The following is an 18,029-nucleotide window of genomic DNA, read 5'->3' as shown; positions in this document are numbered from 1 at the left end:
ATTTTTTCTTTAAGTGTGCTGTCTTGTAATTCTGTGTCTAAATTTTATATACTCGTTTGATGTTCAATTTTGCGAAAAAATCTTATGAAATGGCATTTTTTTGACGAAGATAGTGGCAAACCCAGAATCAATGAACATTTAATCATTTACATCCTTAGTCTACTTGATCCAACCTCGCAGTTCAAGGCGTCATTGGTAAATCACAAATGGAAAAATATGGTGGATTTAACTCAAAAGTATATGAGTTTATTGCCAACGATTCATCGTATTCCATTGCTTTCTAAAGTGGGACTCGATGTATTAAGATTAAAATTAATGTCAGGTGGAATGACAAATATTGTTTATAGAGTACAAACTGAACATAACTATTCTAAATTGCTCTCAAAAATTTCTGGGATCAACCCGGCCCTTATTGAAAGTAAAAAACCGTCACGGTGGGTATTACGAATTCCTGGAGATGTATCGTCATTTTCAGTATCGCGTAAGGATGAAGCAGATAACGCGCGTAAGGCATCCATATTAGGTCTTAATGTTCCTATAGAGCACATTGAACCAGATGGATTACAACTCACGAAATTTATAGAAGGGGTGCAGAATTTAGATAAGGAAACATTACAACGAGTTGATATATTGCACACCTTAGCTGGTATGGCAAAAAAGCTACATACCTCAGAACGCTTTGAGAATGACACTGCTGTATTCGATCGTAATGAGCAATTGCTTGAACAATTAAAAATTAAAAGTTTTGTTTTTCCTGAGAAAGTTGATTTTGTAATAGAGCAAATGTCTTATTTAAAGAAACTATTCTCTTCTTATAAAATTGAAATGTGCCCATGTCACAATGATTCGACGCCTTTAAACTATATGAGAGCACTTGATGGAACAAAGAAGCAAGAAATGTTCTATCAAATTGATTGGGAATACTCAAGTAATAACGATTTTATGTGGGACCTTGCTTATTTTGCTATAGAGGCGAAGCTCAGCAAAGAGCAAGAATTAGCTTATTTAAGCGCTTATTTCGGGAAAGAAAAGCTCTCGGATTCAATATGGGCATGGTATAACGCTTATAAACCTGTTGTTGAGTGGTGGATTACTCTTTGGTCATGGACCCAATTGGCAAATGAAGCAAAATCTGTAAGTATGGATGAGTATAGAAACTTAGGAATAGAGCGTTTTGCAAAGACTTTGGAGCATTTGCAAAGTAAAGAATATAAAGATGCACTGACTATTATTGAGGCAGACCGCTTAGAATCTACCTTTGAGGGGCATCGGCCTTTTTAAAAAATCAATGTAGCCTTGGCTTAGCGAAGTGGAACACGGGAATACAGTGTGTCTCATATCCCGGTTTGGCCATGCGGCACCCAGGCTATGAACACTCTCATCACGACAGTTTTATGCCATGTTATTTAAAAATTCTTGTAGGTGTTTTTTTTCTTGCTCGGATTTTAAATACATTTTAAGTAACTCGAGGGCATGGTTATATTCTTCATTTTGAAGCACACCACGCATTAGTTCAAATCGTAAAAAAACACAGTATGTATTGAGCACATCGGTCTCACAATAATCCCGAATACTTTTTAGTTGACCTAATGAATACTGTTCCCATACTTTAGAACCACTCATACCCATTTTCCCAGGGAATCCAAGCATGCTGGAGATTTCATCCAGGGGAGCAAAGGCTTTATTTTGATATCCTGCAATCACATCCATGAGATCAATATGTCGGTAATGAAATCGACTTAAATAATTGTTCCAACGAAAATTCTGTTGATTTTCACCGATTTCCCAATAGGTAGGTGCTGTAATTCCGTGTAACAAAGCGCGGTAATGCAGCACTGGTAAATCAAAGCCACTACCATTCCAGCTGACTAACGTTGGGGTATGTTTGTCAATTCCAGAAAAAAATCGGGTTATTAATTCTTTTTCATCAGAAAATTCATCACCTAAAGACCAAACTTTTATCTGTGAACCATGACTCATAACTAAAGAAATAGCGCAAATTTTTTGTAAATAGTGAGGTAAGAAATCGTTACCTACCTTAGCTCGACGCAATGCAAACATTGCTTCTGCAGTGTCCTTATCTGATAGTCCATGTAAGTCATATAAATTACGGCCAGCTTCAACATCAGGAATTGTTTCTATATCGAATACAAGAATGGTCATTGGTTTAGCTTAACTTATTTTGAATAAGCTCTATATTAGCATGGGGAAAAGCAGGGCAATAGTAGTTTGTTTTTAGAAACAAAAGCATATCCTGAGTTCATCATGCAAGCGTAGATTGTAGTTATCAAATTTGTTAAAATGATGTTTTTATTGTTTGGTTGCTCATGGACGCTTTATTACAATTTTTTAAGAAATTACGTATCGTTTTTTTGTTGTTTACTTTTTTTCTTACTGCTTGTGTTAGTCATCCCCCTGCAGATATAAACAACCTGTGTAGTATATTTAAGCAGCATCCCAAGTGGTATCGAGATGCTAAGGATGTTGAGCGCCGATGGCGGGTTCCTATTCCTGTACAAATGGCTATTATTCATCAGGAATCAAAATTTAATGCTCGAGCTCGGCCGCCACGTAAGAAACTCTTTTGTGTCATTCCCTGGAAAAGACCTTCGTCAGCTTATGGGTACACCCAAGCATTACATGGAACTTGGAGTCATTACAAACAAAATTGTGGTGGATGGTTTGCTTCACGTGATAATTTTGCTGATGGTGTGGATTTTATAGGTTGGTATGCAAATGAAGCGTATAAAAAAGCAAGAATTCCTCGAACTGATGCTTATGCGCTATATTTGGCCTATCATGAAGGTATAGGTGGTTATCAACGTAGAACTTATATGAGAAAGTCATGGTTAATGCCTGTTGCACGTAAAGTAAAAGCACGTTCACAACTTTATGCAATGCAACTCAATTCGTGTAAAAAATCATTAAAATCAGGATTTTGGTTTTAGAGTTTTAAAAGGTGGTAACCCTGGATTGATGAAATAGAATCCGGGTTGCATTTGAATTTATATAGTTTAATAAGTAATAATATATCAGTAATTAAAACTGATATAGATCACTAAGGAGTTTTTAATGCGATTAATGCTTTTGGGTGGGCCGGGCGCTGGAAAAGGAACCCAGGCTTTGCGTTTGATTGAACGTTATCAAATTCCGCAAATCTCCACTGGTGATATGCTGCGTGCAGCTATTGCGCAGGGAACGCCCTTAGGACTAAGTGCTAAAAAAATTATGGAAACAGGTGGTCTGGTATCCGACGAAATTATTATTGGATTAGTTAAAGAACGTTTAAAAAAGAGTGATTGTACTAAAGGGTTTCTGTTCGATGGTTTCCCCAGGACAATTGTTCAGGCAGATGCTCTGAAACAAGCTGGAATTTATTTGGATCATGTTATTGAAATTGCTGTGGATGATGAGGAAATTATCAAACGAATCAGCGGGCGACGAATCCATCAACCTTCAGGACGTGTTTATCATATCCAAAACCATCCTCCCAAGCGTGAGGGGCTAGATGATATTACTGGTGACCCTTTAATTCAACGTGAAGATGATAAAGAAGAAACGGTAAGAAAACGGCTCGAAGTTTATCGCAGTCAAACGGCTCCCTTAGTTAATTACTATAAGTCATGGGCAGAGAGTGGCGATCAAAGCGCTCCTGAGTTTCATAGTATTAGTGGTACTGGTGATGTAGATGATGTTTTTCAAAAAATTGTTAATTCAATCGAAATTAAGGAAGCAATATGACCAGTCTCAATGTATCCAGTGCGGAATTCCAATCTTTAATTGATGAAAATAGCATTGTATTCATTGATTTTTGGGCTGACTGGTGTGCTCCATGCAAACAATTTTCTAAGGTTTATGAGCAAGTAGCTGAGCAGTTTCCTAATATAAAATTTGCTAAAGTTAATATTGAAGCAGAACAACAATTGTCTGATTTTTTTGAAATACGCTCGATCCCGCATCTGATGGTGTTCAAAGAAGGAATTGTTATTTATTCGAATGCTGGCAGTATGCCAGCTTCTACATTAAAGGAACTGGTTGAGCAAGCAGTAGCAGTTGATGTTAGTGCAATAAAAGAGGAACTTCAACAGAAGGAAACGAAGTAACTCGTGATAAGTAATTTGCGAGTTCTTTCTTGCCTCGTTCATCAATTATTAAATCGAGCTTGGTTCGTCGTTTGAGTATATCATCACAATTTTGTGCCCATTCTTCCAAAATCAAATAATCTACTTCGACCTGATAAAGGTAAGTGCAGTATTTTTTCCCCAAGGACTCCTGACTAGTACAGTTGGCAAGAAATAGCTCCATGCAACTTCCATAAGTATATAGATAACGGTTAAGTAAGATTGGATCCATCCATCTGTATTTCTTTTCAGCATAATGCACATACTGCTCAAAATTCATTCCTTCAAAAATTGCCCCTGGTAGAGGAGTTGATGCGCTAATCGACGGACTAATTTTGGGAAAACATTGATTAAGCTGGTTTATAACTTCTTCAGCCAATTGGCGGTACGTTGTAATTTTGCCGCCATAAATTGTCACGATTGGTGCTGGTTTATGGTGGACTATATATGAATAGTCGCGACTTAAAGTCCTGGCCTCCTTATTCTCATCAGCAAGTAAGGCGCGGACGCCACTCCAAGTATAAATAATATCATCTTTGGATATCTTGCATGTAAAATATGAATTGACTAAATCAACTAAATATTGAATTTCTTGATTGCTAATACTCGCATCATCAGGTTTATCAGTTAATGGGATATCAGTTGTGCCTATCATACTAAATCCGTGATAAGGAATCACAAAGATGATGCGTCTGTCTTGGTGTTGTAATAAATAGGCGTGATTCCCTTCATAAATCTGGGGTACGATAATATGGCTTCCTTTAATTAAACTGACTTTTTGCCGATCTGGAATTTTCGTAAGTTCTTCAACTGATTTAACCCACGGACCTGCTGCATTAATTATTGATTTTGCGTAGAGCTTATAATTTGGACCAGTTTTAGGTTGTATTGTCAACTGCCACAAATTATTAACTACTTCCGTATGAATTACTGTTGATTGAGTTCGTATGCTTGCCCCATGATTTTTTGCTTGAAGTGCGTTAACAATAGTCAACCGAGCATCATCAGTAACTGCATCATAAAATAGAAAACCCATATTGAGTTTATCGATAAGGGAGTCAAAATAACCCTTTTTACTTTTCCTATAAATCATTTTGCATTTAGGTAGACGATTTTTTCCACTTAAATGATCGTAAATGAATAACCCAAAACGCAAAAACCATGCAGAACGCATGTGTTTTTCATAGGGAAGAACGAGAGCCTGGGGATGTACTAAATGTGGTGCCAGATCTAAAAGTCTTTGTCGTTCAATTATTGCCTTTTTAACCAGACTAAATTCATAATTTTCTAAATATCTTAATCCGCCATGAATAAGCTTGGTACTGCTTGAGGATGTTTTAGATGCTAAATCATCCTGTTCCAAGAGCACCACAGATAATCCTCTTAATGCTGCATCTGCAGCACAGCCACAGCCATTGATGCCGCCTCCAATAATTGCAACATCAAAAACCGAATTCATATTTTGGTCTCCAGAAAAAAGGTATACACTTATCAATATACACATAATAGCTGGGACAAGGAACTCTGCAACAATGAATTATTTACTTGCAATTGATCAAGGAACGAGTAGTACGCGTGCCATGATATATAGCGTATCGGGAGAGTTAGTTGCTAGTAGTCAATATCCACTCACTCAATATTATCCTCAAACCGGCTGGGTTGAGCATGACCCAGAAGAAATATGGCAAAAAACCATAACTGCCATGCGTGATGTGGTAGCTAAAATTCCAACAGATCAAATAGTCTGTTGTGGTGTAACAAACCAAAGAGAAACTACAGTAATTTGGGATAAAAGAACAGGAAAATGTCTTGCTCCGGCTATTGTATGGCAAGATCGCAGAACAGCCGAATATTGCCATAGCTTGGCAATTGATGAATCTATGATTCAAGAGAAAACCGGTTTAATTCCGGATCCTTATTTTTCTGCAACCAAACTAAAATGGCTTCTAGAAAATCATTCAGAAGCAAAAGAGCTCGCGGATAAAGGTGATTTAGCGTTTGGTACCATTGATAGCTTTCTGATTTGGCGCTTAACTACAGAGCATTTGCATTTAACCGATGTGACCAACGCCTCGAGAACCATGCTGTTTAATATCAAAAAAGAACAATGGGATTTCGATTTACTTGATTACTTTAAAATACCCGAATCGGTATTACCGAAGGTTTGCGCGAGTGATAGCTGTTTTGGGGTGATTGATAAACAGTGGCTTGGTACTGAGCTGCCGATTACAGGAGTTGCGGGTGATCAGCAAGCCGCTTTAATTGGCCAAGGCTGTTTTAAAACGGGAATGGTAAAAGCAACCTTTGGAACGGGTGCGTTTTTGTTACTTAATACAGGTAGCAAACCAGTATTATCACAACATAAACTTTTAACAACAATTGCTTATAAGATTCAAGGAAAAACAGTATATGGGTTAGAGGGGAGTATTTATCATGCAGGTACAACTGTACGATGGCTGCGTGATTCAATGAAGTTAATAACAAGCTCTGATGAAACTGAGGCCCTGGCAAGCTCATTAAAAGGAAATGAAGGGGTTTATTTAGTTTCAGCGTTTACAGGTTTAGGTGCTCCACATTGGTTATCATCACCTGGTGCATCTATGGTCGGTTTGAGTTTAACTACTAATAGAGCCCATTTCGCCCGCGCAGCATTAGAAGGTGTTTGTTATCAAACGCGCGAAGTATGTTTTTGTATGAGAGAGGATAGCCAACTGGATTTATCGCTATTGCGAGTTGATGGTGGAATGGTGGTTAATAGATGGTTTTTACAATTTTTAGCAGATCAATGTCAACTAGAGATACAAAAACCTAAAGATATCGAATCAACTGCAAAAGGAGCGGCAATATTAGCGGCTTTGGGCTACGGAATTTTTAATTCGTTGGATGAGCTTCATGCAATTTGGGATGTAGAGCAAGCATTTAAACCGCAAAGGTCTTTGGACCAAGTGGAACAGGACTATCGTGGTTGGGGGCAGGCTTTACAAAGAATAAAAGAGTAGACATGCCTAATAAATAGGATCCTACGAGTAGAACGACCCAGAGTTTCAGAACATTGTTTATAGAGAATAGTAGCTTGTAGCTGATGTGGCCAGAGGAAACCCGTTGATCCTTCTTAGGACCTGCATTCACTTCCGGAGTTTTGTCATTCCCCCGAAGGAGGGAATGACAGCTCTTTAACTTAACGACAGTAGGAACCTGAGTTCAGGATATACACCTAAATATCAAGGAACATTTCTAGTTTTTTCACCAGTATAAAGCTGGCGTGGTCTACCAATTCTTGATTTAGTGGCAACCATTTCCATCCAATGGCTCATCCAACCAACAGTACGAGCTAAAGCAAAGACTACTGTAAACATATTTGTTGGAATTCCTATAGCACTTAAAGTCAGACCTGAGTAGAAGTCAACATTGGGATAAAGTTTTTTCTCGATGAAATAATCATCTTCGAGGGCAATACGTTCAAGTTCCATAGCAAGCTTGAATAGTGGAGCATCTTTTGCACCTACAGCTTCCAATACATCATAGCAGGTTTGGCGCATCACTTTTGCTCTGGGGTCGTAGCTCTTATAGACACGATGACCAAATCCCATTAATCGGAATGGATCATCTTTATCTTTTGCGCGCTTGATATAATGTTGAATGCGATCAACGCTTCCAATTTCTTTGAGCATATTGAGGCAAGCTTCGTTTGCACCGCCATGAGCAGGTCCCCATAAGGCACCGATTCCTGCAGAAATACATGCAAAAGGATTCGCTCCCGTTGAACCAGCAAGACGAACAGTGGATGTAGAAGCATTTTGCTCGTGATCCGCATGTAAAATAAAGATGGTGTCCATAGCGCGCACCAGAACTGGATCAGGAGTTGATTCTTCTGTGGGAACGCTAAACATCATATGTAGGAAGTTCTCGGCATAAGACATTTTATTTTGCGGATATATATAGGGTAGTCCTATTGAGTATTTATAGCTCATTGCTGCAAAAGTCGGCATTTTTGCAACCATGCGTATCGCAGAAATAAAGCGATCTTCCGCATTATTTAAATCCATGGTGTCATGATAAAACGCAGATAAAGCACCAACCATTCCTACCATAATTGCCATAGGATGTGCATCACGACGGAAACCATTTAAAAATTGGTACATTTGCTGATGTACCATAGTGTGGTTGTTAATCAAATTAACAAATTTTTTCTTCTCTTCGGCGTTAGGCAGTTCGCCATTGAGCAAAAGATAACTTACATCAAGAAAATCTTTTTTCTCAGCTAACTGTTCGATTGGATAGCCTCGATAAAGTAATATCCCTTTATCACCATCTATGTAGGTTATTTTAGATTCACAGGAGGCAGTCGATAAGAAACCTTGATCAAAGGTAAAAACGCCACGCGCACCGAGTTGAGTGATATCAATTACATCATTCCCTAACGTAGGTGTATATACAGGTAATTCAAGTGGCTCTTGGCCTTCAATGCTAAGTTTAGCTGTTTTTTTTGTCATTGCTTCTCCTGATAAAGGATTCATTTGTTTGTGCCGGCACTATATACAAAATGAGCACTTACAGTCAATTTTATTATGGTTTAGAATTTCAAAGAATAACAGTAAAAAAATAACAAATTTATCTCTGTTATGGCGAGAATCCAAATTTAGCGTGTATTTTATCACTTGTCCCGGAAAAATACTGCTTGTTATGCAGTACTTGGGTTACATTTTAGTATAGATGATTTAATTAAATCCGTCTGTATGGTATCCTTTATCATTAAAATTTATCGTCAAGGATACGTCCAAACTATGGTTTATCTAGCTAAAGAAATCTTGCCAGTTAATATCGAAGATGAGTTAAAACAATCCTACCTAGATTATGCGATGAGTGTTATCGTAGGCAGAGCATTGCCTGATGTTCGCGATGGACTGAAACCGGTTCATCGACGCGTACTTTTCGCAATGAGTGAATTAGGCAATGACTGGAATAAACCCTATAAAAAATCTGCACGTGTCGTAGGGGATGTAATCGGTAAATACCATCCACATGGCGATACAGCAGTTTATGACACCATAGTTCGTATGGCACAACCTTTTTCGATGCGTTATCTTTTGGTTGATGGTCAGGGTAACTTCGGTTCTGTTGATGGCGATGCACCTGCGGCAATGCGATATACCGAAGTAAGAATGTCTAAGGTAGCTCATGCTTTATTAGCGGATCTTGAGAAAGAGACGGTAGATTTTAGCCCTAACTATGATGAGACCGAGTTTGCTCCTGTAGTTTTACCTTCACGAGTACCCAATTTGTTAGTTAATGGTTCTTCAGGTATTGCTGTAGGTATGGCGACGAATATCCCACCTCACAACCTCACTGAAGTAATTAATGCCTGTATTGCTCTTGTTGATGATCCTGAATTAAGTTTGGACGACATTATGGAAATTATCCCTGGTCCAGACTTTCCAACAGCCGCTATTATCAATGGCCGGGCCGGAATTATTCAGGGTTATCGAACAGGAAAAGGGCGTGCAATTATTCGTGCCCGAACAGAAATTGAAACAGATGAAGATACGGGTCGACAATCCATTATTATTACGGAGCTTCCTTATCAAGTAAATAAAGCTCGTCTGGTTGAGCGTATTGCTGAGTTAGTACGAGATAAAAAAATTGAAGGCATTTCTGGTCTTAGGGATGAGTCTGATAAGCAAGGCATGCGAGTCGTTATCGAGTTAAAACGTAATGAAGTAGCTGATGTCATCTTAAATAATTTATACGCTCATACTCAAATGCAAAATGTGTTTGGAATTAATATGGTTGCATTGGTTGATGGGCAACCACGCACATTGAACTTGAAACAAATTCTTGAATATTTCATTAAACACCGTCGTGAAGTCGTAACCAGAAGAACCTTGTTTGATCTGAAAAAAGCCCGTGCTCGAGCCCATTTATTAGAAGGCTTGGGGATTGCATTAGCAAATATTGATGAAATGATTGATTTGATTAAAAAATCACCAACCCCTCAAGACGCTAAAGAAGCATTGCTTGCCAAGCTATGGCAACCAGGCATGGTTAAAACGATGCTGGAAAGGGCAGGTTCTGATGCTTCTCGGCCTGATGATTTGGCGGCAGAATTTGGATTAGGGGCTGAAGGTTATAAGCTATCAGAAGCTCAGGCGCAAGCTATTCTTGAATTAAGACTCCATCGCTTAACAGCTTTGGAACAAGATAAAATTTTAGGTGAGTTTGAGGAATTACTGAAGCTAATTCGTGAGTTAATGGAAATATTGGCATCTCCGGAACGACTCATGCAGGTGATTCGTGATGAATTCCTTGAGATAAAAACTCAGTTTGGCGACGAACGTCGTACTGAAATTACTGCATCACAAGAAGATTTGACAATCGAAGATTTAATTACCGAAGAAAATGTAGTGGTTACTCTATCGCATCAAGGCTATGTAAAATACCAACCGCTAAGTGCATACCAGGCCCAACGTCGAGGTGGTAAGGGTAAATCCGCAACAAATGTTAAAGATGAAGATTTTGTTTCTCGGCTAGTTATTGCAAGCACGCATGACACATTGCTTTGCTTTTCTAACCTTGGAAAACTTTATTGGTTAAAAGCATATGAACTTCCTTTAGCCAGTCGTATTTCTCGTGGTCGTCCGATTATTAACATATTACCACTCGCTGACGGCGAAGAAATTAATGCCATGTTGCCCGTCCGAGAATATCAAGAAGGGTATTATGTCTTTATGGCTACTAAAAAAGGAACGGTTAAAAAAGTACCTTTAAATGCATTTAGCAGACGAAGATCTAACGGAATTATTGCTGTAGATCTGGATGAAGATGACAGTTTGGTTGGTGTTGATATTACCGATGGTAGTAAGGATATCATGCTATTTACCGATGCAGGTAAAGTGGTTCGTTTTGATGAAAATAAAGTTCGACCTATGGGGCGTACTGCTCGCGGTGTACGAGGTATTCGCATCGAAGAGGGGCAAGCAGTAATATCCCTAGTTGTAGCTCATCCAGATGGAACCATATTGACTGCAACAGAAAATGGATATGGAAAACGTACATCAATCGAAGAATATCGGGTTTCTGGCCGCGGTGGACAAGGAGTAATCTCCATTCAGGTAAGTGAACGTAATGGTAAAGTAGTGCGTTCAGTACAAGTTACCGATGCAGATGAAGCAATGCTAATTACGGATAAAGGAACGTTAGTACGATTTAAGGTTGATGAATTGTCTGTAATTGGTCGAAATACTCAAGGTGTCCGATTGATTAACGTTAGCCCAGGTGAAAAAGTAGTGGGCATGCAAAAAATTGAGGATTTAGGCGACGATTCTAACGAGCCCGATGATGTAATTGAACCTGATGATGTAATTGAACCTGAAGAAAATGGCGATGACAACTAGAGTCTATAATTTTGGTGCGGGACCTTCAATGCTTCCTGAGGATATTCTTAAGGAAGCTCAAGAAGAGTTTCTTGATTGGCAAAATCTTGGCGTTTCTGTTCTTGAGGTTGGGCATCGTAGCCCAGAGTTTTCAGCTCTTTTAAATCATGCAGAGCAGTCCTTAAGAGAATTACTCTTTATACCCTCAAATTATCATGTTTTATTTTTGGGAGGAGCTGCCCGTACTCAATTTGCCATGATCCCAATGAATCTCTTAAGTCCAGAGGAGCAGGCAGGCTATCTGGTCACAGGAGTATGGTCACATATGGCTTTATTGGAGGCTCAGCACTTAAAAAAGGCCTATTGTATTGCCAGTGATGGAGACAATGGCTATAAAACAATACCTGAACCCAGAAATTGGGACATAAAAGAAAATACATCCTATGTTTATTACACTCCAAACGAAACCGTTAACGGAGTTCGATTTCCTTATGTTCCTAAAACAAAGGAAATTCCTTTAATTGCTGATATGACATCTGCTTTGCTTAGCGAACCCGTAGACGTCAGAAATTTTGGTTTAATTTTTGCTGGAGCACAGAAAAATATAGCGAACGCTGGGTTAACAATAGTAATTATTAGGGATGATTTATTAGAAAAAGTACCCACCCCTCAAGTGCCAACAATGTTAAATTATAAAATTCAAGCTGAGCATCATTCGCTTTATGCTACTTCACCAGTGTTTAATTGCTATTTAGCTGACAAAATGTTTGATTGGTTAAAAGCTCAAGGCGGGGTTGAAGAAATATACCGTCTTAATTGTCAGAAGGCAGCCAAATTATATCAATATTTAGATAACACAGATTTTTATACAACTCATGTAGATCCTGAAGTTCGTTCTATAGTTAATGTCTGTTTCTCACTTAAGAATGATAAATTAGAGAATGAATTCCTACAATTAGCCCAGCTACGAGGTTTGTACGGTTTAAAGGGGCATCGACTCGTGGGTGGCATTCGCGCCAGTCTTTATAATGCAATGCCCATGAGTGGAGTTGATGCGCTCATAGACTTCATGTCTGAATTTGCAAAGGAAAATAGTTAGTGAGAATACATAATTTTATAAGTAAACCTGCTCGGTCTATAAAAGGTGAAATCACTGTACCTGGTGATAAATCGATTTCACATCGTTCTATTATTTTTGGTTCTTTAGCTAAGGGAACTACCATTATTAATGGATTTCTTGATGGTGATGATTGCATGGCAACCTTAAAAGCATTTCAAGCAATGGGAGTCAACATAGAGGGACCTGATGAACAGCAAGTAGTAATATATGGTGTTGGCAAGTATGGATTAGAAAAACCAGAACAGGTTATTGATTGTGGAAACTCTGGAACCAGTATACGTCTGTTAGCTGGATTGTTAGCTGCACAATCTTTTGATAGTCAGTTAACAGGGGATGAGAGCTTATTAAAACGACCTATGATGCGGATCAGTAAACCATTAACACAAATGGGTGCTGATATCACTACTGTAGATGGCAAACCTCCTATCACAATCAGAGGAGGCCAAAAACTTAAAGGTATTGATTATACAATGCCTGAAGCGAGTGCTCAGGTTAAATCATGTATTTTATTGGCAGGCCTCTATGCTGAAGGTGAGACACGAATTACAGAAGCAGGTGTGAGTCGTGATCATACAGAACTTATGCTCAAAAATTTTTCATACCCTGTTCACCGCTCAGGTAATACTTTGATTGTTAACTCTGAAAGTGAATGTATTGGCACTGAGATAGATATTCCTGGAGATATTTCCTCCGCGGCATTTTTTATTGTTGCGGCCACTATTATTCCTGACTCTGATATTCTTATTCGTAATGTAGGAATTAATCCAACACGTACTGGAATATTGCATATTTTATTGGAAATGGGGGCTAAAATTACCCTTTTAAACCAGAGACAATTGGGAGAAGAGTGGGTTGCTGATTTGCGAGTTCAGTATGCACCATTGAAAGGTATTGATATTGATCCAAATATGGTACCACTAGCAATTGATGAGTTCCCTGTTATTTTTATTGCTGCAGCTTGTGCACAAGGACAAACTACGCTGCATGGTGCAAGCGAACTACGCTTTAAAGAAAGTGATCGAATTGCTGCTATGGTTGATGGTCTAAAAGAATTAGGTATTCATGCGAATGCACTAGACGATGGTGTGCTGATCGAAGGAGGGACCTTACACGGAGGTATTGTTGAGAGCAGAGGCGATCATCGAATTGCCATGTCCTTTGCAATCGCTGGGGCTGTAGCTAAAGAACCTGTTACTATTAAAAATTGTGTCAATGTAGCTACCTCATTTCCTTTGTTTGTAGAAACGGCAAAGGAGCTTCAATTACAAATAGAGGAAACCGTTTATAATGTACAATGACACGGTACCAGTTATAACCCTGGATGGTCCAAGTGGCACTGGTAAGGGCACTTTATGCCAATTACTTGCAAAACATCTTAAATGGAATATGCTTGATAGCGGTGCTATTTATCGTGTTCTCGCTTATGCCGCTAGAAAAAATAAGATTGACTTTCATGATGTGGATAAATTAACCACATTAGCACGATCGCTAAATTTACGTTTTGAATCTTCTGATGATTATGCAGTGCAAGTCATTTTGGATGATATGAATATCAGCTCGGAAATCCGAAGCGAGCAATGTGGTCAGGATGCGTCTCAAATTGCTGCAATTCAGGATGTAAGACATGCTTTACTAGAGCGTCAACGTAATTTTGCTCAACCTCCCGGGCTTGTTACAGATGGTCGAGATATGGGTACTGTGGTCTTCCCTGAGGCTGTTTTAAAGATTTTTTTATATGCCAACGAAGAAGAAAGAGCAAATAGACGTTATTTACAGTTGAAAGAAAAGGGAATTAATGTTAGCCTCGCGCAGGTTGTAGAAGAATTGGCTAAACGTGATGTAAGGGATACAGCTCGTACGCATGCGCCATTAAAGCCTGCAGATGATGCAGTGCAAATTGATACAACCAGATTATCCATTGTACAAGTGTTTAATATTGTATTAAAATTAATAAATGAACGTTTGTATCGTGCGTAAATATTTGTTGGGGGAAAGATGAGTGGAACTCATTCTTTCATTTTTTTACTAAAGAGTTTATTAACATGTCTGAAAGTTTCAAAGAATTGTTTGAGCAAAGTATTGCCGGCGCTCAATTTTATCCTGGTGCTATTATTAATGCCAAAGTTATTGGTATCGATAGTGACTATGTCATTTTAAATGCAGGTCTAAAATCGGAAGGTATTGTACCCAAAGAAGAATTTTATGACAAAGATGGTGCCTTGGAAGTTAGCCTGGGTGATACTGTAGAAGTAGCACTGGATTCTGTGGAAGACGGCTACGGCGAAACGCTCCTTTCAAGAGAAAAAGCAAAACGTCAGGAAGCTTGGCGTAAATTATCTAAATCACATGAAAACAATGAAACAGTTACTGGTCTTATCTCCGGAAAAGTTAAAGGAGGCTTTACTGTTGAAATTGGTACTATACGCGCCTTCTTACCTGGTTCATTAGTAGACGTCAGACCTGTAAGAGATCCTTCTTATCTAGAAGGAAAAGAGCTTGAATTCAAAGTTATAAAAATGGATTTAAAGCGTAACAACATCGTTGTATCGCGCCGGGCAGTTGTTGAAGAAGAAAGTAGTGCTGATAGACAAGCATTGCTTGAGTCCCTGCATGAAGGTCAAGAGCTCCATGGTATTGTTAAAAACCTTACCGATTATGGTGCGTTCATTGATTTGGGCGGCATAGATGGCTTGTTGCACATCACTGATATTTCATGGAAACGTGTAAAACATCCAAGTGAAGTATTGTCAGTTGGCCAAGACGTAAAAGTAAAAGTATTGAGCTTTGATAGCGAAAGAAACCGTGTTTCTCTAGGTATGAAACAATTAGGTAACGATCCTTGGGTTGACCTGGTAGAACGTTATCCAATAGGCAAAAAATTACAAGGTAAAGTAACTAATATTACCGATTATGGTTGCTTTGTTGAAATCGAAGAAGGTGTTGAAGGCTTAGTCCATATGTCTGAAATGGATTGGACCAACAAAAACGTACATCCAAGTAAAGTAGTTTCTCTGGGTGATGTAGTTGATGTTATGGTTCTTGAAATTGATGAGGAACGACGCCGTATTTCTTTAGGCATGAAACAATGTGTTGGTAATCCATGGCAACAGTTTGCTGCCTCTCACAATAAAGGCCAAAAAGTAAGTGGTAAGATTCGTTCAATCACTGATTTTGGAATATTTATTGGCTTGGATGGAGATATTGACGGGTTGGTTCATTTGTCTGATATTTCCTGGACTGTTCCTGGTGAAGAAGCAGTAAAACAGTTTAAGAAAGGACAAGAGTTGGAAGCTGTTATTCTTGCTATAGATCCTGAGCGGGAACGTATTTCTTTAGGTATTAAACAACTTGAAGGCGATAACTTCGCAAGTTTTGTTGATGAATACACTAAAGGTGCCATAGTTAAAGGTACAGTTGTTGCTGTAGATCCTAAAACAGTTACTGTAGCTTTGGCAGATGACATTACTGGTACGATTCGTGCAAGTGAATTGTCTGATGAGCGTGTTGATGATGCGACTACTCTTGTCAAAGAAGGTGATGAGATTGAAGCAAAAATCATAAATGTTGATCGTAAAAACAGGTCAATTACGCTTTCGGTAAAAGCGAAAGATGCTCAAGATGAAGCTGATGCCATCAAGAAATATTCTAGAACCGAAGGTGCTTCAACAACAACCTTAGGTGATTTGCTGAAAGAAAAAATGGCAAGTAAAGAAAGTGATTAATTTCTTTATTGTCAATTAGTTAAAAAAGCGTAGATTTTTCTACGCTTTTTTGTTTGTATATTTTAATACCTTGAGTGGGCGAAGTGGCGCTCAGGTTTATGATAAAGTATCATCCTGGATCGATCCCGGGTTCCGCTTCTAATTGCCCAGTAAACACAAAAGGAAGAATTTATGCGCATATTAATGCTGGTTATTTATATAGCCCTTATCATTATTGGCGTTAGTTTTGCTGCTTTAAATGCAACTTCAGTGGATGTTAATTTATATTTTAAAACGATAACAATGCCTATCTCTGTTCTCATGACAATCATGTTAGGTATTGGAATTTTAGTAGGCTTTATACTTTTTATTGGTCGATACTGGCGTTTAAAAGCTGAATACCACAAAATTAAAAACCAATTAAAATTAACAGAAAAAGAAATTAAAAACTTACGGTCAATTCCATTGCAAGATCAACACTAATTTTTTTATTATTAAGAAGTATAACATGCAGAGAGGAGGGTAATAATGATTGATTTATGGCCATTACTATTGCCTGCTGCTGCGTGGTCTGGATGGTGGATGGCAAATCGTAGTAAACCTAAGGAAGATCCTACTCTTAATAATCGTTTATCTCGTGAGTATGTTGTCGGACTTAATTATCTTTTAAATGAACAACCCGATAAAGCTGTTGATATATTTATTAAATTATTAGAAGTTGACAGTGATACGGTAGAAACTCATCTTGCGTTAGGAAGTTTATTTCGACGTCGCGGAGAGGTTGATAGAGCAATACGCATTCATCAAAATTTAATCGCAAGACCTCAATTAAGTATTTTACAAAGAAAAGAATCATTAATGGCCTTAGGCCAGGATTATATGAGTGCTGGTTTATTCGATCGTGCAGAACGAATTTTTTTGGAGGTTGTGGAGTTAGGTGGTTCGAAAGAAACCAGCAGTTTGCATGGTTTATTAGCGATTTATCAACAAGAAAAAGCATGGGAAAAAGCTTTGGATGTTATTAAAAAATTAGAAATTTCAACGGGGACAAGTTTTCATAACCAAGCTGCCCATTATTATTGTGAAATGGCCAATCAAGCTTTAAAAAGCAATGCGATTGATAGAGCTACATATTGTATTAAACAAGCCATAAGTGTTGATAATGAATCAGTTAGAGCCAGTTTAATGAATGCAAGTCTAGAAATGAAAGAAGGGCGTTACAAACATGCAATTCGTTCGTTAAAACGTGTGCCTCAGCAAGATGCAGATTTTTTAACAGAAATTATTGAACCTCTAGTTGTATGCCATAAAGAATTAAATACAATGGATGAGTGTATCAAGTATCTTGAAGAGACATTAGAGAAGAATCCCAGAGCTTCAGTAATTTTTGTAATAGCGGAATATTTAAGACAACAAAAAAATATGGATGCTGCTATAGATTTCGTAGCGGATAACTTGAGCAAGCATCCATCAATTCGAGGTTTAAATCAGTTAATCTATTGGCATCTTGAGTCTGCTCATGGGAAGGTACGTGACAAGTTGCAAATGCTTTATGATATAACGAGTAAATTTTTAGACAATAAGCCAGTTTATCGATGCGTTCACTGTGGTTTTGGTGGAAAGCATCTCCATTGGCATTGTCCCAGCTGCAAAAACTGGGGAAGAATGAAACCTGTCCATGGACTGGAAGGATATTAATTAATTTTTTTAGAGATTA

At 38.3% G+C, this 18,029-nt stretch carries 15 protein-coding genes; 12 read left to right on the top strand and 3 right to left on the bottom strand.

Annotation, left to right across the window (positions count from 1 at the left end; all coding sequences use genetic code 11):
* The first annotated feature begins 84 nt into the window (after positions 1 to 84).
* Complete coding sequence (locus BW930_RS02865) at positions 85 to 1,281, top strand: phosphotransferase (RefSeq protein WP_058469039.1); 1,197 nt, start codon at positions 85 to 87, stop codon at positions 1,279 to 1,281.
* 111 nt (positions 1,282 to 1,392) lie between these two features.
* On the opposite strand, the gene BW930_RS02860 is transcribed toward BW930_RS02865, so the two are convergent.
* Positions 1,393 to 2,163, bottom strand: coding sequence for a 3'-5' exonuclease (locus tag BW930_RS02860; protein WP_058469038.1), 771 nt, complete (start codon positions 2,161 to 2,163; stop codon positions 1,393 to 1,395).
* 164 nt (positions 2,164 to 2,327) lie between these two features.
* On the opposite strand from BW930_RS02860, the gene BW930_RS02855 reads away from it, so the two are divergent.
* The 3 genes from BW930_RS02855 (at position 2,328) to BW930_RS02845 (ending at position 4,103) form a co-directional block, all read left to right on the top strand.
* Positions 2,328 to 2,948 (top strand): transglycosylase SLT domain-containing protein, encoded by a 621-nt coding sequence (locus tag BW930_RS02855; RefSeq protein ID WP_058469037.1) that lies wholly within the window; start codon positions 2,328 to 2,330, stop codon positions 2,946 to 2,948.
* A 124-nt stretch (positions 2,949 to 3,072) separates the two neighbouring features.
* A complete protein-coding gene (gene adk / locus BW930_RS02850) occupies positions 3,073 to 3,741 on the top strand; it encodes an adenylate kinase (RefSeq protein ID WP_058469036.1) in 669 nt (222 codons plus the stop codon).
* Positions 3,738 to 4,103 (top strand): thioredoxin family protein, encoded by a 366-nt coding sequence (locus BW930_RS02845; protein ID WP_058469035.1) that lies wholly within the window; start codon positions 3,738 to 3,740, stop codon positions 4,101 to 4,103. Before adk ends, BW930_RS02845 begins: the two co-directional genes overlap by 4 nt.
* Here BW930_RS02845 and glpD read toward each other — a convergent pair.
* Complete coding sequence (gene glpD, locus BW930_RS02840; RefSeq protein ID WP_058469034.1) at positions 4,060 to 5,580, bottom strand: glycerol-3-phosphate dehydrogenase; 1,521 nt, start codon at positions 5,578 to 5,580, stop codon at positions 4,060 to 4,062. The two genes, BW930_RS02845 and glpD, sit on opposite strands and share 44 nt — an antisense overlap.
* 73 nt (positions 5,581 to 5,653) lie before the next feature.
* Here glpD and glpK point away from each other — a divergent pair, with 73 nt between their 5' ends.
* Positions 5,654 to 7,120: a glycerol kinase GlpK gene (gene glpK / locus BW930_RS02835; protein ID WP_058469033.1), complete on the top strand. Its 1,467-nt coding sequence runs from the start codon at positions 5,654 to 5,656 to the stop codon at positions 7,118 to 7,120.
* Positions 7,121 to 7,342: 222 nt separating this feature from the next.
* Here the strand turns inward: glpK and gltA are convergent, their stop codons facing one another.
* Positions 7,343 to 8,614, bottom strand: coding sequence for a citrate synthase (gltA, locus tag BW930_RS02830; protein WP_058469032.1), 1,272 nt, complete (start codon positions 8,612 to 8,614; stop codon positions 7,343 to 7,345).
* 291 nt (positions 8,615 to 8,905) lie between these two features.
* Here gltA and gyrA point away from each other — a divergent pair, with 291 nt between their 5' ends.
* From gyrA to lapB, 7 genes are all read left to right on the top strand, one after another.
* On the top strand, positions 8,906 to 11,512 hold the full coding sequence (gene gyrA / locus BW930_RS02825; RefSeq protein WP_058469031.1) for a DNA gyrase subunit A: 2,607 nt from the start codon (positions 8,906 to 8,908) through the stop codon (positions 11,510 to 11,512).
* Positions 11,502 to 12,590, top strand: a complete 1,089-nt coding sequence (serC, locus tag BW930_RS02820) for a 3-phosphoserine/phosphohydroxythreonine transaminase (protein ID WP_058469030.1) — start codon at positions 11,502 to 11,504, stop codon at positions 12,588 to 12,590. The genes gyrA and serC overlap by 11 nt, the downstream gene beginning before the upstream one ends.
* Positions 12,590 to 13,909, top strand: a complete 1,320-nt coding sequence (gene aroA, locus BW930_RS02815) for a 3-phosphoshikimate 1-carboxyvinyltransferase (RefSeq protein ID WP_058469029.1) — start codon at positions 12,590 to 12,592, stop codon at positions 13,907 to 13,909. Before serC ends, aroA begins: the two co-directional genes overlap by 1 nt.
* The gene (cmk, locus tag BW930_RS02810; RefSeq protein ID WP_058469028.1) at positions 13,899 to 14,588 is read left to right on the top strand and encodes a (d)CMP kinase; all 690 of its coding nucleotides are present in this window, start codon (positions 13,899 to 13,901) and stop codon (positions 14,586 to 14,588) included. Before aroA ends, cmk begins: the two co-directional genes overlap by 11 nt.
* Before the next feature lie 65 nt (positions 14,589 to 14,653).
* Positions 14,654 to 16,333, top strand: coding sequence for a 30S ribosomal protein S1 (rpsA, locus tag BW930_RS02805; RefSeq protein ID WP_058469027.1), 1,680 nt, complete (start codon positions 14,654 to 14,656; stop codon positions 16,331 to 16,333).
* Between the two features lie 171 nt (positions 16,334 to 16,504).
* Complete coding sequence (locus BW930_RS02800; protein ID WP_058469026.1) at positions 16,505 to 16,795, top strand: LapA family protein; 291 nt, start codon at positions 16,505 to 16,507, stop codon at positions 16,793 to 16,795.
* A gap of 45 nt (positions 16,796 to 16,840) precedes the next feature.
* Positions 16,841 to 18,010, top strand: a complete 1,170-nt coding sequence (gene lapB / locus BW930_RS02795) for a lipopolysaccharide assembly protein LapB (protein WP_058469025.1) — start codon at positions 16,841 to 16,843, stop codon at positions 18,008 to 18,010.
* Positions 18,011 to 18,029: the final 19 nt, after the last annotated feature.

The sequence above is a fragment of the Fluoribacter gormanii genome, from assembly GCF_900156395.1.
Taxonomy (GTDB): domain Bacteria; phylum Pseudomonadota; class Gammaproteobacteria; order Legionellales; family Legionellaceae; genus Legionella; species Legionella gormanii.
Note: the sequence above shows the minus strand (reverse complement) of the source record. Positions and strands in the feature narration are given on the sequence as shown.

Coding starts and splice junctions, on each gene's coding strand:
- BW930_RS02865 (WP_058469039.1), top strand. CDS start 85: ATGAAATGGCATTTTTTTGACGAAGATAGTGGCAAACCCAGAATCAAT.
- BW930_RS02860 (WP_058469038.1), bottom strand. CDS start 2,163: ATGACCATTCTTGTATTCGATATAGAAACAATTCCTGATGTTGAAGCT.
- BW930_RS02855 (WP_058469037.1), top strand. CDS start 2,328: ATGGACGCTTTATTACAATTTTTTAAGAAATTACGTATCGTTTTTTTG.
- adk (WP_058469036.1), top strand. CDS start 3,073: ATGCGATTAATGCTTTTGGGTGGGCCGGGCGCTGGAAAAGGAACCCAG.
- BW930_RS02845 (WP_058469035.1), top strand. CDS start 3,738: ATGACCAGTCTCAATGTATCCAGTGCGGAATTCCAATCTTTAATTGAT.
- glpD (WP_058469034.1), bottom strand. CDS start 5,580: ATGAATTCGGTTTTTGATGTTGCAATTATTGGAGGCGGCATCAATGGC.
- glpK (WP_058469033.1), top strand. CDS start 5,654: ATGAATTATTTACTTGCAATTGATCAAGGAACGAGTAGTACGCGTGCC.
- gltA (WP_058469032.1), bottom strand. CDS start 8,614: ATGACAAAAAAAACAGCTAAACTTAGCATTGAAGGCCAAGAGCCACTT.
- gyrA (WP_058469031.1), top strand. CDS start 8,906: ATGGTTTATCTAGCTAAAGAAATCTTGCCAGTTAATATCGAAGATGAG.
- serC (WP_058469030.1), top strand. CDS start 11,502: ATGACAACTAGAGTCTATAATTTTGGTGCGGGACCTTCAATGCTTCCT.
- cmk (WP_058469028.1), top strand. CDS start 13,899: ATGTACAATGACACGGTACCAGTTATAACCCTGGATGGTCCAAGTGGC.
- rpsA (WP_058469027.1), top strand. CDS start 14,654: ATGTCTGAAAGTTTCAAAGAATTGTTTGAGCAAAGTATTGCCGGCGCT.
- BW930_RS02800 (WP_058469026.1), top strand. CDS start 16,505: ATGCGCATATTAATGCTGGTTATTTATATAGCCCTTATCATTATTGGC.
- lapB (WP_058469025.1), top strand. CDS start 16,841: ATGATTGATTTATGGCCATTACTATTGCCTGCTGCTGCGTGGTCTGGA.